Consider the following 15,828-nt stretch of genomic DNA (forward strand, 5'->3'; position numbering starts at 1 on the left):
ATTTGCCATAAGTCTGTGTTACTCTTTGATTAGTAAAAATACGTGTGCTATAACAGATGAAAGACTACTATGATTTTAAAAGTCTTCAAAACAAAGTGTCGACAGGCGACAAGGATGGAGAGTAGGATGGATTCTTTTTCGATAGAAAAACCAATTAGATATTATGATCAAGTTTATAATTCTATAAGAGAAATGATTGTAGAAGGAATATTAAAACCCGGAGACAGTATTTTTGAAGCGCGAATTGCAAGGCAGCTAAATATCAGCCGCAGTCCTGTCAGGGAGGCAGTCCGTGCATTAGAAAAAGAAGGTCTGTTGGTTATTGATGATAAATCCAGAATCACTGTCTATAAACCAACCATGAAGGACATTGTAGATATTTATGAATGCCGGATGGCACTTGAATCATTAGCAGCGAGGCTGACAACTAGACTCGCTACGACTCAAGAATTACAAAACATTGAAAACACTGTACACATTTCAAAGCAATATCTAGTCAAAGAAGGGGAACATAACCGGCAGGCACTTATTACTGAAAACAGCCGTTTTCACGAGCTAATTATAAAATACAGTCAAAATAGAAGGTTAAAGAAACAGTTAAGAGATTTACATTCTCTAAGTCATTATTATCGTGTTCTAAACTTTAAAGGGGAGAACAGAGAATGGGTTGTTTATACTGAACATCAAGAAATTTTAGAACAAATGAAGCGAAGAGATGAGGATAAGGCTGCATTTATGATGAAAAAACACCTTGAAACTGACTTAAACCATTTAAAAGAAATTTTTGCGGAAATGTAAGCAAGCCCCCTCTAAGTTGTCATTAGTATGCAGTTTTAACATTTAACCATTATGCTGTCGACAGACGACGCAAATTAAAAACCTTATGAAAGGATGGACCTTAAATTGAAGACAATTATTAAAAATGGCATTGTTGTGACTTCTACTGATACGTATAAGGCTGACCTATTAATTGAGAAGGGAATCATTAAACGTATTTCAGATCAGATTCTTCCCGAAACAGATGAAAAGGTTATTGATGCCAGCGGTCAATATATTTTCCCGGGCGGGATAGATGTACATACGCATCTTGCGTGGCCATTTCAAAGCACTGGAACTGCTGATGACTTTGTAAGCGGTACCAGAGCAGCCGCTGCAGGAGGAATTACTAGTATAATCAACTTTACAAATCCGAAAAGAGGACAGACGCTTCTTGATAATTTACAAGAATGGAAGAAAAAAGGAGAACCCTCTTTAATAGATTACGGCTTTCATTCCATCATTAGTGAGTATAATGACCACGTCTTAGAAGAACTTCCCTTGCTTGCAGAACAAGAAGGTGTTACTTCTATAAAACTATTTATGGCTTACAAGGGAGAATTAATGGTCAATGATCGTGAAATGTATAAAATTATGAAAAAGGCTGGCGAAGCTGGCATTATAACAAATGTTCATGCCGAGAACGGCGACATCATCGATGAATTGATTGCAGAAGCCATATCCAAGGGAAATACTGATCCAATCCATCACGCATACACCCGCCCGCCATTAACGGAAGCGGAGGCAACAGCAAGAGCGCTGGCGATAGCAGAAGCAGCCAATGCCCCGATTTACATTGTTCATGTCAGCTGCGCAGATGCACTGGAAAAGATAGAACAAGCTAAAAAACGCGATGTTCAGGTTGTTGCTGAAACATGCCCACATTATCTTGTTCTGGATGAAAGTTATTTATCTTTACCTGATTTTGAAAGTGGTAAATACATTTGTTCCCCGCCGCTGCGCGAAAAGTGGAACCAAGAATATCTTTGGAAAGGGATTTCCTCTGGGTTGATTACAACGGTTGGGTCGGATCATTGCCCATTTTTATTTAATGGACAGAAGACATTAGGAAGAGATAATTTTGCAAAGATTCCTAATGGTGTTCCGGGTCTAGAAGATATTTTCTCCATTGTTTATCACTTTGGCGTTCATGAAGGAAGGATTTCTTTGCAAAAATTTGTTGACGTCATATCCACTGGTCCAGCGAAAACCTTTGGACTTTATCCGAAAAAAGGCAGTATAGCCATAGGATTTGATGCTGACCTTGTCATTTTCAATCCAAATACTTCAAGAGTTATCACGCATAAAAAACAGTATCAAAATGTTGATTATAACCTTTATGAAGGTATTGAAGTTCAAGGTGCCATCACTCAAGTTCTTTCACGCGGAGAAGTGATTGTTCAAGATGGATATGTTGTTGGCCACGAAGGACGCGGGCAGTATCTTTTTAGAAAGAAAATACCGGCTGGTCAATCAAGTGTTTCTTGTTAGTAAGACCCATTAAGTATAATCCCCGAAAGATGTGTTTGCATTGCTATTTAAGGAGGTGATGAATCCAATTAGGGCAGTCCATGAAGTTTGAAACACATCTTAATGATTAAAAAAGGGGGATTTTTATGCAAAATATTCCGGGTTTGAAAGCTGACCAAAGCGCGGCTCTGGCTGCAAAGCCAACAAATGTACGTTGGCGCGTGTTCATCATGCTTCTTATGCTCGTCACTATCAATTACGTTGATCGTGCTGTTCTATCGATTGCCATGCCGGCAATTCAAAAGGATTTATCCCTAGATCCCGCAATTGTTGGTCTCATCCTTAGTTCCTTCTTTTGGGGTTATGCACTAATGCAAATTCCTTCAGGGTGGCTGGCGGACAAATTTCGTCCTGACAAAGTAGTTTACGGCGCTGCCCTAGGCTGGGGGATTGTCCAAACGATGACTGGCTTTATCATTGGTGCCAAGTCATTGATGTTTCTGCGTGTTTTACTTGGTATTACAGAAGCACCAGTCATGCCAGGCTGTTCGAAATTACAAGCGGTTTGGCTGAGTAAAAAAGAGAGAGGCCGCGGGGCAACCATCATCGACAGCGGTGCACCGCTTGGAACTGCCGTTGGCGGGCCGATTATCATTGCGTTTATGGCCTGGTTCGGCGGCTGGCGCGGAGCGTTAATCGGGGCGGGCATTCTCACGATTGTAGTTGCTTACTTGGCTTGGAGAGTCATTAAGGGCGGACCAAACGGAAACCCAAAGGTTAACGAAGCAGAGCGTGAATACATTCGTCAAGCGCTGGAAGAAGAATACGAGGAGCATAAACGCAATTCAACTGGCATTAAAATCGGTGCCAAGGATTACTTGAAAGCACGTAATTTCTGGTGTATGTGCTTAGGCTGGTTTTCGTTTAATACTGTGTTTTATGGGTTAATGACATGGGGACCTTCCTATCTTGCGCAAACTCAAAACCTTGATATTAAGGCCATTGGAAGCTCCGTATTGATTATCTTTGGTGCTGGATTTGTTGGTGAAATCATTGGGGGGTTAATTACGGATAAGTGGCGTGAAAAAGGCGGAAATGATAACACGGTTATGAGAACGATGTTATCCATCGCAGGCATCATGACTGCAATTTCTATCTTCTTATTATCAAAGTCAACTTCTGTCACGATGGCGATCACAACACTTTCCTTTGCACTGTTCTTCCTGCGCTGGGGAGGGCTGTACTGGAGTGTTCCTGCAGCAATTTCACAACGGGAGCATGTAGGAACTGTTGGCGGGTGTATGAACTTTGCCGGAAATATTGCCGGTGTAATAACACCTATTTACATCGGAATTATTGTCTCTGTCACTGGCTCCTATTTCTTAGCACTTATGGTGTTTGTTGTAGCTGGATTACTGTTGGCAACCGTTTCAAGTTTAATTAATTACAATAAAAAAATTGGCAGTGCCATTAATTAATTTGGAGGTATTTAAATGTCTGAACCAAAGAAAATCGGGATGCTTACACCGTCCTCTAATACTGTATTAGAACCAATTTGCTCTAGAATGTTACATGATGTACCAGAAGTAACTTGTCACTACGGCCGTTTTGAAGTAACAAAAATCTCACTTGATCAGGATGCTTTAAGCCAATTTAATTTTGAACCGATGCTTCAGGCTGCAGAGCTGCTGGCACATGCAGAAGTGGATGTCATTGCTTGGAATGGAACATCTGGGGGATGGCTCGGCTTTGACGTAGATCATGAATTATGCGAGGCAATTACGAATAGAACCGGGATCCCTGCAACGACGTCTATGCTGTCGCAAGTTAGAGCATTTAAAGAGCACAATATTCAATCGGTGCACCTAGTTACACCATACATCCCAGAAATTAATAAACTTATTGCCGAGCAGTACAAAATACATTGTAATGTAGATACAGTCAATATTTCCGGCTTAGCTCAAACAGTAAACCGTTCATTTAGTCAAGTATCTCAAGAAAGAATTGAAGAACAGATTAAAGCTGTAACCGCTTCACCTGCAGACGCTTTAAGTGTTGTCTGTACGAACTTTCCTGCAGTAGGCCGAGTGGAGTATTATGAAGACAAATTTAACATTCCTATGTATGACACGATTAATGTCCTTATTTGGGAGTGCTTAAAAATGGTCGATGTAGACCCGCGTAAAGTAAAAGGCTGGGGGAATTTATTTTCTAGAGTAACCGTAAACAACTAATGGAGTAACCCATTATGGAGCATTCAACCTGGCGGGGTTGCAATGCTCTTTCATTTCCGTTTTGAAAAGGAAAGGTATCTAGATGGTGGTTTTTGCGTCTTATCTGACGACTCCCTACATTTTATAGAGCAGAAGATTCACTGCTAAAACCCCCGAAATGTAAGCGAATTTCCATCTGGAGTACCAGTTTAATTATAGCATAATATAAGTCCTAAGAAAATTTCTTGCAGGAATTCCTATATATGATACCGAAAATAAACTATGATATAAATTTTTTAATTAAAGGAGTTGCGACCATGTCAAATTATGTTAAGGCAGGAAATCTCCAAGTAGCTGAAGTCCTTTATCAATTTATTAACAATGAGGCTCTTCCGGGGACCGAGCTTAATCAGGAGAAATTTTGGTATGATTTTGAAAAAGTGGTAGAGGAACTTGCATCAAAAAATAAACACCTGTTAGCCCAACGTGATGAAATGCAAAACAAGATTAATAGTTGGCATAGAGAGAATACACAGTTTAATGCTGCCGACTATAAGCAATTTTTACAAGAGATTGGCTACATAGAGCCAGAAGTAGAAGATTTTCAAATTATGACAGAAAATGTGGATGAGGAAGTGGCCATTAAAGCGGGACCACAGCTAGTAGTCCCGGTAGATAATGCACGGTATGCCCTTAATGCTGCTAATGCAAGATGGGGTAGCCTATACGATGCGTTGTATGGAACTGATGCCATCAGTGAAGAAGATGGTGCCGAGCATACTGGTGGTTACAATCCTATTCGAGGTAATAAAGTCATTGCTTTTGCAAAGGACTTTCTTGACCAGACTGCACCATTAAGACTAGGCTCGCATAAGGATGCGGTTCAATATGCAATTGTAAATGGTGAACTTTCGGTTTCATTAGCAACTGGAGAAGCAGTTGGTTTAAAAGATACTTCGAAATTTGTAGGATATCAAGGTAATCCAACAGATCCATCCGAAATTTTACTGAAAAATAATGGTCTTTATTTTGAAATTCAAGTGGATCGTACTCATCCAATTGGGCAAGCAGATCAAGCTGGGATCAAAGATATTCTTTTAGAAGCCGCTCTTTCGACAATTATGGATTGTGAAGATTCTGTTGCTGCTGTTGATGCTCAGGATAAAGTTAATGTGTACCGGAATTGGCTTGGCTTAATGAAAGGAGATTTAACCGTAAGTTTTAAAAAGGGGCAAAAGACCGTGGAACGGAAATTAAATCCTGACCGTGTTTATACATCTCCGCTTGGTGATGAGTTCTCCCTTAAAGGCCGTTCGCTGATGTTCGTCCGAAATGTAGGGCATCTAATGACTAGCAATGCGATTTTAGACAAGGATGGCGAAGAGATTCCTGAAGGCATTTTGGATGCGGTTCTTACAAGTATGATTGCCAAACATTCTCTATTAGGGAATGGAACCTACCAAAATTCCGATAAAGGTTCCGTATATATTGTTAAACCAAAAATGCATGGTTCAAAAGAAGTTGCATTTGCCAATGAATTATTTGACCGTGTGGAAGACATGCTTGGGCTTGAAAGAAATACATTAAAAATCGGAGTAATGGATGAAGAACGGCGTACTTCATTGAACCTGAAGGCGTGTATTCGTGAAGTAAAAGAGCGGATCGTCTTTATCAATACCGGTTTCTTAGACAGAACCGGCGACGAAATTCATACCTCGATGGAAATCGGGCCAATGATTCGTAAAAATGAGATGAAAGCATCCCGCTGGCTGCAAAGCTATGAAAAATCCAATGTTTTTAATGGACTGGCTGCTGGTCTGCAAGGCCGTGCTCAAATTGGCAAAGGGATGTGGGCAATGCCCGATTTAATGGCTGAAATGCTGAAACAGAAGATCGGCCACCCGCAAGCAGGAGCTAATACTGCATGGGTTCCGTCACCAACCGCAGCAGTTCTGCATGCACTTCATTACCATCAAGTAGATGTTGCCGAAAGACAGTCTCAATTATTGAAGGAAATAAAAGATTTATGTGATGACATTTTAGATATACCGGCAGCTGTTACACCTGCTTGGACACCGGAGGAGGTTCAGCAGGAACTTGATAATAATGCTCAAGGAATACTCGGTTATGTCGTTCGCTGGGTGGATCAGGGGATTGGATGCTCCAAGGTGCCTGACATTAATAACATCGGTCTCATGGAAGACCGCGCTACGTTGCGCATTTCCAGTCAGCATATTGCTAACTGGCTGCACCATGGTGTTTGTACAAAATCACAAGTGCTGGAAACGTTAAAAAGGATGGCCAAAGTGGTAGACGAGCAAAATGCAGGAGACCCTGATTATCAGCCTATGGCGGACAGGTATGAACAGTCAGTTGCCTTTCAAGCTGCCTGCGATCTAGTATTTTTAGGATATGACCAGCCTAACGGCTACACAGAACCAATCTTGCATAAACGCCGTCTGGAAGCAAAAGCGAGATTAGCGGAGAATATAATATAACGAGTAGGATAAGCAAAAAAAGGATCGGGCAAAAGCCCGGTCCTTTTATACTGGATCCCTATTCAAGAAGGCTGTCATACAGTGGATAGCACCCCATCCATTAATAATTTCGTCCATCTCAAGCTCAATCACTTCAATACCATGTTCCTTAAATAATTGCTTTGATTTCTCGTTACCTGATGGCATGACAATCTTTCCGGGGGCTAAAGCAATAAAATTCAGACTCATTCCATGTTTTAGCTCATCAATATATGGCAGTTCAATTAATTCGATACCAAGATCCAGTAATTGTTTCATACAATCATAGGTTGTATGCCAAGGGAAAATGACAAGTTTATTAACATCGATCATATTCATATAACCATCTAAATGGATGGAACCATAAGGGATTTGTGTCCTAATGATATTTTTTACACCAATGTTTCTAAGCTCCCGTTGAACCTGTAAAGCACCAGACTCGTTTGAGCGGCTGCCAGTCCCAATGATTACTGTTTCGCGATTCACCCACATGACACAAGCACCTTCAAAGTAGCCATCACCATTAATCGTTTTGATAATAGGAACACCTAAGGATGTAAGAGTTCTGGCTACAGCTTTTTCTTCTCCGCGTCTAGCTGGAATGGCTGGGCGGCAAATAATTGCTCCTTCTGGTGTCATGAACATTAAATCTCTCATATATAGAGCATTTGGCCGATCTGTCCGCTGTCGTTCGACATAATGAACTTCAACACCATGCGAACGGAAAAGATCAGCTAAGGCATCTTGCTGCCTTCGTGCTCGAACTGGATTCATTGGTGCACGAAAGCGAAAATCAGCGAAATTCTCCTCATTAATGCCTTCAATTTCTAATCCGGGACGGTGTAAAAGGACGGATCTTAGGGTCCCTACTTCGGAATCACAATACCAATTTCCCCATAAATCCTTTAATTCCTCAGAAAAGTTCGTTTCAGCAGGGAACCATCGTTCACCTTGTACTTTAACTTCCATTATTATGTACCTCCCAAATTTTTAATGATTAAGTACTTTTGAAAGAAATCCTTTAGCACGTTCTGTTGATGGATTTGAGAAGAACTTCTCTGGTGGTGCAACTTCAACGATTTTCCCATCTGCCATAAAGACAATTTGGTCACAAATCTCTTTTGCAAATCCCATTTCATGAGTAACAACAATCATTGTCATCCCCGTTTTGGCAAGGCTGCGAATAGAGTCTAGAACTTCATTGATCATTTCCGGGTCAAGTGCAGATGTTGGCTCATCAAAAAGCATGACCTTTGGGTCCATTGCAAGTGCACGGGCAATCGCCACCCTTTGCTGCTGACCGCCGGATAGCTGTGAAGGGTATGATTGAAACTTAGATTCAAGCCCAAGCATTGAAAGCAATTTCTTTCCCTTTTCTTCAGCCTCTGAGTTATTCATTTTTTTAACATTAATAGGGGCAATCGTAACATTCTCCAAAGCTGTCAGGAAAGGGTAGAGGTTAAACGATTGGAATACAAAGCCAATTTCAGTACGAGCGGCATTAATATTAGTCTTTTTATCATGAATCGAAATACCGTCGACGATAATGTCTCCTTCATCAATTGGCTCTAATGCATTAATCGTTCGGATTAGAGTACTTTTACCTGCTCCGCTCGGCCCGATGAGTGCGAAAATTTGTGATTGAGAAACTTCAAGATTAATATCTTCTAAAACTTTATGGTTTCCAAAAGTCTTTTGTACGTTTTTTATTGATATCATACATGTCACTCCTTTTACATCTCATGAAGGGGAGAGTGTTTTATTCTGAAACTTGATATTTCTTTTCGAAATAGCGAATGATTTGCGATAATGTAAAAGTTATTAAAAAATAGAGCAAGGCAACAAAAGTCCATACTTCAAGAGAGCGGAAGGAGGTAGCTACTAAGTTTTTCGCAATAAGTGTTAAATCTACTACTGAGATTACGGATACAAGTGATGAGTCTTTAATTAAAATAATAAATTGCGAAGCTAAAGGCGGTAATACTTTACGGAACGCCTGAGGCAGAATGATCAATCTCATAGCTTGCGTGTATGTCATGCCTGAGGAGCGTGCTGCTTCCATTTGCCCTTTCGGAACCGATTGAATACCAGCCCTGACAATTTCAGCCACGAAAGCACCTGAAAACGTAGCCAGACCTAATACAGCGGACCAATATGGCCCGAGGCGTAAAAATTGACCCATTACGAAAAAAATCCAAAACAATAGAACCAGCAGCGGTATTCCCCTCATAACCTCAACATAGGCTGTGGCTACAAATGATACAATTTTATTCCGAGAAATTCTTAATAAACCTACTATTATTCCTATAGGGATACTGAAAAGTAGAGCTAACACTGATATTTCAAGCGTTAGCAATACTCCCTTTAGGAAAAGCCCCATGTTATTTGGAATAACACTCCAATCTGTTGAATATAGCATTGAATAGGCCCCCTAAGATGTTTTCTTATTTCTTTTGTTCCACTTCTTTCATCCAATCAATATTTTCAAACCATTTTGCAAAAGATTCTAATTCTTTAGGTCCGCCTTTATATGAAGCTACGAATGAATTTAACCATTGAACAGTTTCTAAATCATCTTTACGCACGGCAATTCCTAAATTTTCTTTCGAAATAAGGTCATAGACGCCGCGAACGCTCCCAGGATTCATTCCTTCGTATGAACGGATTCCTGGTTCATCATAAATTACACCATCAGCTTGTCCCTGAACGAGTGCCATGGAAGCAGCAGGGAAGTCCTCAAAATCCGCAACTTCAGCATTTTTGAAAATTTGTTTTGCTAACAAAGCACCAGTTGTACCCAAAGAAACAGCAATTTTCTTACCTGGCTTATCAAGTTCTTCCCATGATTTTGTTGTTGTATCTTTCTTAGGAAGCATTAATACTTGTCCTGTAGCAAAGTAAGGGTCAGCAAAGCTAACCGATAATGCACGGTCACCGCGGATAGTCATACCTGCAATTATCATATCGATTTCTCCCGTTTTAAGGGCAGGGATCAAACCGTCAAATCCAAATTGTTTAAATTCAACCTTCACACCTAACGATTCACCGATTGCTTTAGCAGTATCAATGTCGTAACCAATAAATTCACCTTTTGTGTTTTTCATTTCAAACGGGAAATATCCAGGTGCAGTCCCGACAACAAGCTTTTTGGCTTTTAAGACTTTATCAATGGTGGACGGTTGCTTTTCACCGCCTGAGGTCGATTGTGTACATCCAGTAATGATGACCATGATTAAAACTAAAAGTATCGTTAATATTTTTTTCAACTGCCATTCCACCCTTCAAGTGTTTGCTGGTTTATATTGGATCCCGATTCAGGAAGGCTGTCATGCAATGAATGGCTCCCCAGCCCTTTAGAATTTCTGTTACATCAACTTCAAGAACAGTGATTCCAGCGTCCTCTAATTTCGCCTTCATATCTGGACAATTTGCAGGCATCACAACCTTACCAGGTTCTAATGCTACAAAGTTGACGCAGGCGTTTGTCTTGATTTCATCGGTGTTAGTAGCTTCGATAATCGTAAAATCTCTTTCAAGGAAAACTTTGACTACATCGTAAGGAACCTGCCAAGGGAATAGTGCTGCAATCTTTCGGTCAGCAATATTGATCAAGCCATCTAAGTGGGCATGTCCATATGGAATTTCAAACGGAACTATGTACTTGACACCAATATTGCGCAATTCCGCCTCGACCTGTTCGATGCCACTCTTATTAGCCCGAGATCCTGTACCAATTAGAACTGTTTCCCGGTCGACCCACATTCCACAGGCACCATCAAAAATGCCATCACCGTTAATGGTTTTAATGATTGGAACACCAATTTCCCCTAATGCTTTGGCTGCATATCGCTCTTCACCACGGCGAGCCGAAATACCCAGTCGGCAAACAATCGCCCCTTCTGGAGTCATAAACACTTGATCTCTCATAAATAGAGAGTTCGGACGCTCTGGGTGCACATCCTCCACATAATGAACATCCACACCATATGAACGGTAGACATCAGCTAATTTGTCATGTTCTTCTCTTGCTTTTTCCACATTCATTGGTGCTTTCCACCGATACTGAGAGAAGTTCGCATGCGTTACAACTTCAACTTCTTTTCCGGGCCTTCTTAATAGAACGGCTCGTAATTTTCCGATTTCTGAGTCACAGTACCAATCTCCCCAGAGGGAAGGCATTTCTGACTGAAAAGAATTTTCTAATGGAAACCAACGTTCTCCTTGTATTTTTACTAGACTCATTGACCCACCTCCTTGTATTATAAATATATTAGCACAAAATTCTAAATATTTTAAATAGTTTCAATTATTATCGTTGCAAAAATATTTGTTTTCAGAGGTTTACAGTTAGAAATTGGAAATTGTTCCAAAAAATCAGGAGGTATTGCTAGTATGAAAGTTGATTTAATTATTAAAAATGGGCTTGTGATGACAATGGAAGGGAAAGGGGTTGGCTTAATTGAGGACGGAGCTATTGCCATCAAGGGTAATACGATACAGGCAGTGGGCTCGACATTCGAAATTACTAGAGATTATAAAACGGAGAGGGAAATTGACGCAAAAGATAAGCTAGTTATGCCTGGATTAATAGATGCTCATATCCATACTGGTTTGGCTCTGCTCCGCGGTGTTGCTCAAGATATTTCTCATTGGATGCAAAAAGGGCTTTGGCCGTTTATGAAGCATGTGACAACAGATGATAGTAAAAAAGGATCGATGGTGAATATCATTGAAGGGATCCAAGCAGGGACTACCACATTTTGTGATTACGATCGATCGATGATTAATTTAGTAGATAATTTTATAAAGATTGGGGCTCGTGCGCGTGTTGCCGAACTTGTGAATGAAATTCCTGATAATATTGGCGATGTTCCAGTAGGAGAATTATATCCTTTTTACCCAGAAATAGGTGAACAGAAGCTGGCGAATAATCTTACGCTGATTGAAAAGTATCATGAAAGTGCAGATGGGAGAATTACCTGTATTCTTGGTCCGCATGGTCCGGATATGTTGAGTGTAGAATTGCTTAAAGAGATGAAAGCATTAGCGGAAAAATACGATACTAAGCTCCATATGCATGTTGCCCAAGGAGACCGGGAAATCGATCAAATGGTAAAACGTTACGGAAAAAGAAGTATAGCATTTTTAGAAGAAATGGGCTACTTAAATGATCGCTTAATAGCAGTCCATTTAACGGAGGCAACCGATAAGGAAACGGAGATTGTAGCCAAGAGCGGTGCAGGAATGGTTTATTGTTCAGGAAGCATCGGCATCATAGATGGATTAGTTCCGCCTGTATTAAAATTTATTGAAAGCGGGGGAATTGCAGGGTTAGGTTCAGACCAAGCACCGGGAAATAATTGCAACAATATGTTTAATGAAATGAAATTTGCTGCTATTTTGAATAAGATAAAGCGGTCAAACCCGACTGTCTTTCCGGCAGCTCTATCCCTTCGGTTAGCAACCATTGATGCCGCAAAGGTAATGGGGATTGATCATGAAGTAGGGTCTTTAAGAAAGGGAAAGAAAGCAGACATCATTATTATTAACATGCTTGAACCAACGCTTTCACCACTTTTCATCGATCCAATTCGTAACATTATTCCGAATCTAGTATATTCTGCTAGAGGTCATGAAGTTGAAACAAGTATAATAGATGGGGAAATTATTATGGAAAACCGCCAAATAACCACAATTAATACAAGAAATGTTATTTTAGAAGCACAGCAGGCAGCAAAAGAAGTCAGTATACGAGCAAAGAAAGATATTCTCCATGCCAAAAGTGAAATGCTGCAAATGATGGAGGAGGGACTTTTATAGGGTGTCAGGCACTATGTGAAAATTTCACATGGTGCCTGACACCTTTCCAATGTTTTGGTCGCTGCTGAGGTCTATTGATGATTTTTTGAATAATTTTAGGATGTAACCAGCAGATAAGATTAATTCAATTGTTAATAAAAGAATGATAATCCATACCCCTTCAGTTAAGACAGCGTTCTTAACATTTTGGATAATAAGAAATTGTGGATGGAAAAAGGATGTAAAGGTATAAAACATGGCAAACGTAAATATTCTGCTCCATTGGGTTACATTGTAAACAAATAGTCCTTTTTTAACACCAAACAATTGAATACGCCTAATAATTCTGTAAATTTCCATAGATTCCACTGCTAAGAACATTATCGCGGCCAGCCACCAAATCAAGCGTATCATCCCAAAAGGAACTATCCCTGAAACTAAACAGGCGATCCCTGAAATGGATAATGCTCCGTGCACAATACAATTTGTGTTGTTCCAGTCGGCTTCAATTGACCAGGAAGTAGTTCCATATCGATAAAAAAGCAAAAATGCAGATATACCATAAAAACTTAATCCGATTAAAAGAAATGGAAGGGATACGCCAACAGGTAAGTCTTTGAAAACGGTGTTCATTAAAAGGACAATCGATTGGGTGCTGACGGTCGTTAAAAGGATTATACCATGCACCTTCCCGTATAATTTGGACCGACGAATTTCAATTATCGTTTTTAAACAAAATCCAATATAAATAGACCATAAAATGATATTTAGAAAACTGATTATTTCTGAAACCATTCTCCATTCCGTAAATTGATTGTACATAATAATCCCGCATATCGATGTACTCGCAACCCATGTTCCAATACCGAAACGATTGATCTGGTTTGTATAATGAAGCTTCTTAAATTTCCCATGAAACAAAGCAATGAAGAAAGATGAAATACAGGCAAACCAAAAGGATAAATTACATATACTAAGAATTTTTCCGACATTGCTATGGAAAAAACGAGTCCCAAAGTGGTTTAACAAAACACCCTCCGTAAAAATACCGAAAGCCATCACAGCAGCCATTGTCGATGTTTGAAAATAGATTTTTTTACAAAAAATCAACAAACCTACCCCAATAAACAAGACCGTCATAATCCAAATATATAACACAATCATCACCTGAAAATATTATATCATGGTCCCAGACACCGTTTCAGGTTTGTTTCTTATCTTTTTTTGCTTTTGTTATCTTTTGCGGCTGGCTGCACCTTTTTGACCTGTTCAAAAATGACAGATGCATGGTAGACATTTTCCTTCACTTCCTCAATATTTGTCACTTTTCCTTTGCGACCTTTAATTTTGATATTTTCATCGACGGATGGAATTTGTTTAACCAGCTGGCTTAAAACAACTGTTTTATTTTCGAGAAAGTGAATGACCAACATCTTTGATTCTCCCCTTATTATTCAAATATTAATTATTCCTGAAGGATGAGGCGTTTCTTTTAAAGAACTCATCCTATATGTCTAAAATATTGAATAATTGGCAGATTTAGACCATGAAACAGCACCATTCTTTTATTGAATGGTGCTAGGCTTGTATTATTCTTATTCGTTTGATTCCGTAATTTTTTTAACTGTTTTTTCGTGATGAAACAGAAGATCCGTCCCTATGCATCATTACTTTTCCGATGAGTTTGGGGTGCATTAGTATGGTCATGGGTTTTAACAGGTTCATGACTTTGATGAATGTGTTGTATATTTCTTTGTCCTTTGTGGAGAGGAGAAAGATTTTTTTGGCGTACCATTGCAGGAAAGGTAATCCTAATGGTTTTTTCCCGATTGTTTCGGGGTATCGGTAGTCTTCTGTGATCACCATATTCCAAATCGGGGCAATTATTTTTGCAGCCTGCTTTTGAAACGAGACAGGCAATTGCCTCGATTGATTAGTACTCCTCAACAGTTTTTGTAGTGCTAATACTTCTAACACGGAAATGCTCATGCCTTGGCCAAAGACGGGATCAATCCGGCAAATGGCATCACCAATCAATAAAAGCCCCTCAGGTAAGTTCTTAACCTTATCAAACCGTCTCCATGTAATATGGGGAACACGGTAAATCGTAGTTTTCGATAGGGGCTTTGCATCTTTAATTTCTTGATAGATATCAAGTTTTGGAAGTTTCTTCGCTATGTCAATAAAGCCTTGATCATTTTTCAATACAGATTTTTCGTCGATTTCATTATGGTAGCCGATGATGGTCACAATATGGCGATTTCCTTCTACTTTCGAGATCGTACCACCAATTTTTTCATGAGGCGGGTTAGGGTAGAGCAGTTTAATTGCCCAATCCCGATCACAGTTCTCATTTAATTCAAACATTCTAGTAATATAACTTAATCCGATTTTTACCTTTTCTTGTGGAATATGGACCCCTCGTTTATTTAACCAGCTTTGTGAAAAACTGCTTGCACCACTGGCATCCACAAACAAATCAGCCCCTAATGTTTGTAGGGATCCGCTTCCGTCTTGGACCACAACACCAAGAACGCGATTTTGTTTCTCATCAAAATGATAGTTTTGTACGGTTTGGCCATACATTACAGTAACGTTCGGTATTCTATAAATATATTGTTCCACAAGCCATTCCAAATTCGGTCGGGTTTGCAGCGTGGTAGTGTAGCCGCCGTCAAAGCGGAGCTTCCAAACTCCATGATGAAACCAAGCCAAATCTCTGGTTGAATTAATTTTAACAGCTCCGCTGGAATGAAATTTCTCGGTGATCCCAGGGAACAATTCTTCGAGTCCGGATTGGCCAGCGAGGAGAAGGGCATGTAAATGTGCCCCTTGGGGAGCTCCTTTTCTTGGAATTGGCTCCTCTGTTTTCAAGTCACGTTCTAGAATAATAACTTCTTGAAAAAGATCAGACAGCACCCGAGCTGCCAGTTTACCAGCGATTCCGCCGCCGATGATAATTGCTTTTTGGTAGTTGGTCAAGAATCAACAACCTCCATCTTACAGTTTAAAAA

Annotated in this window: 14 protein-coding genes; 6 read left to right on the forward strand and 8 right to left on the reverse strand. The window is 40.0% G+C overall.

Annotated features, from left to right (window positions below; translation table 11 throughout):
• Positions 1 to 126: 126 nt before the first annotated feature.
• The 5 genes from IE222_RS12585 (at position 127) to IE222_RS12605 (ending at position 6,997) form a co-directional block, all read left to right on the forward strand.
• On the forward strand, positions 127 to 798 hold the full coding sequence (locus tag IE222_RS12585; protein WP_191273286.1) for a GntR family transcriptional regulator: 672 nt from the start codon (positions 127 to 129) through the stop codon (positions 796 to 798).
• A 105-nt stretch (positions 799 to 903) separates the two neighbouring features.
• Positions 904 to 2,307: a dihydropyrimidinase gene (gene hydA, locus IE222_RS12590; RefSeq protein WP_191273287.1), complete on the forward strand. Its 1,404-nt coding sequence runs from the start codon at positions 904 to 906 to the stop codon at positions 2,305 to 2,307.
• A 125-nt stretch (positions 2,308 to 2,432) separates the two neighbouring features.
• The gene (locus IE222_RS12595) at positions 2,433 to 3,764 is read left to right on the forward strand and encodes an MFS transporter (RefSeq protein WP_191273289.1); all 1,332 of its coding nucleotides are present in this window, start codon (positions 2,433 to 2,435) and stop codon (positions 3,762 to 3,764) included.
• A 15-nt stretch (positions 3,765 to 3,779) separates the two neighbouring features.
• Positions 3,780 to 4,520, forward strand: coding sequence for a maleate cis-trans isomerase family protein (locus IE222_RS12600; protein ID WP_191273291.1), 741 nt, complete (start codon positions 3,780 to 3,782; stop codon positions 4,518 to 4,520).
• 296 nt (positions 4,521 to 4,816) lie between these two features.
• Positions 4,817 to 6,997 carry a malate synthase G gene (locus tag IE222_RS12605; RefSeq protein ID WP_191273293.1) on the forward strand — a complete coding sequence of 727 codons (2,181 nt, stop codon included), beginning with the start codon at positions 4,817 to 4,819 and terminating at the stop codon, positions 6,995 to 6,997.
• Between the two features lie 45 nt (positions 6,998 to 7,042).
• Here IE222_RS12605 and IE222_RS12610 read toward each other — a convergent pair whose 3' ends face one another.
• Genes IE222_RS12610 through IE222_RS12630 form a run of 5 tightly spaced genes read right to left on the reverse strand, consistent with a single transcriptional unit; the run spans position 7,043 to position 11,257 of the window.
• Positions 7,043 to 7,984, reverse strand: a complete 942-nt coding sequence (locus IE222_RS12610) for a dimethylarginine dimethylaminohydrolase family protein (RefSeq protein WP_223282680.1) — start codon at positions 7,982 to 7,984, stop codon at positions 7,043 to 7,045.
• A gap of 21 nt (positions 7,985 to 8,005) precedes the next feature.
• Positions 8,006 to 8,734 carry an amino acid ABC transporter ATP-binding protein gene (locus tag IE222_RS12615; RefSeq protein ID WP_191273295.1) on the reverse strand — a complete coding sequence of 243 codons (729 nt, stop codon included), beginning with the start codon at positions 8,732 to 8,734 and terminating at the stop codon, positions 8,006 to 8,008.
• A gap of 40 nt (positions 8,735 to 8,774) precedes the next feature.
• On the reverse strand, positions 8,775 to 9,434 hold the full coding sequence (locus IE222_RS12620; protein ID WP_191273297.1) for an amino acid ABC transporter permease: 660 nt from the start codon (positions 9,432 to 9,434) through the stop codon (positions 8,775 to 8,777).
• A gap of 25 nt (positions 9,435 to 9,459) precedes the next feature.
• A complete protein-coding gene (locus tag IE222_RS12625; RefSeq protein WP_223282681.1) occupies positions 9,460 to 10,281 on the reverse strand; it encodes a transporter substrate-binding domain-containing protein in 822 nt (273 codons plus the stop codon).
• A gap of 31 nt (positions 10,282 to 10,312) precedes the next feature.
• Complete coding sequence (locus IE222_RS12630) at positions 10,313 to 11,257, reverse strand: dimethylarginine dimethylaminohydrolase family protein (RefSeq protein ID WP_191273299.1); 945 nt, start codon at positions 11,255 to 11,257, stop codon at positions 10,313 to 10,315.
• Between the two features lie 150 nt (positions 11,258 to 11,407).
• Between IE222_RS12630 and IE222_RS12635 the strand changes: the two genes are divergently transcribed.
• Positions 11,408 to 12,835 carry an amidohydrolase family protein gene (locus tag IE222_RS12635; RefSeq protein WP_191273301.1) on the forward strand — a complete coding sequence of 476 codons (1,428 nt, stop codon included), beginning with the start codon at positions 11,408 to 11,410 and terminating at the stop codon, positions 12,833 to 12,835.
• Between the two features lie 24 nt (positions 12,836 to 12,859).
• Here IE222_RS12635 and IE222_RS12640 read toward each other — a convergent pair whose 3' ends face one another.
• From IE222_RS12640 to IE222_RS12650, 3 genes are all read right to left on the reverse strand, one after another.
• The gene (locus tag IE222_RS12640) at positions 12,860 to 13,978 is read right to left on the reverse strand and encodes a TDT family transporter (protein ID WP_370465041.1); all 1,119 of its coding nucleotides are present in this window, start codon (positions 13,976 to 13,978) and stop codon (positions 12,860 to 12,862) included.
• A 50-nt stretch (positions 13,979 to 14,028) separates the two neighbouring features.
• A complete protein-coding gene (locus tag IE222_RS12645; protein ID WP_191273305.1) occupies positions 14,029 to 14,247 on the reverse strand; it encodes a hypothetical protein in 219 nt (72 codons plus the stop codon).
• A 187-nt stretch (positions 14,248 to 14,434) separates the two neighbouring features.
• Entirely contained in the window at positions 14,435 to 15,796 is a 1,362-nt protein-coding gene (locus tag IE222_RS12650) for an NAD(P)/FAD-dependent oxidoreductase (RefSeq protein WP_191273307.1), read from the reverse strand.
• Positions 15,797 to 15,828: the final 32 nt, after the last annotated feature.

It is taken from the genome of Neobacillus kokaensis, from assembly GCF_014656545.1.
GTDB classification, from domain to species: Bacteria; Bacillota; Bacilli; order Bacillales; family Cytobacillaceae; genus Neobacillus; species Neobacillus kokaensis.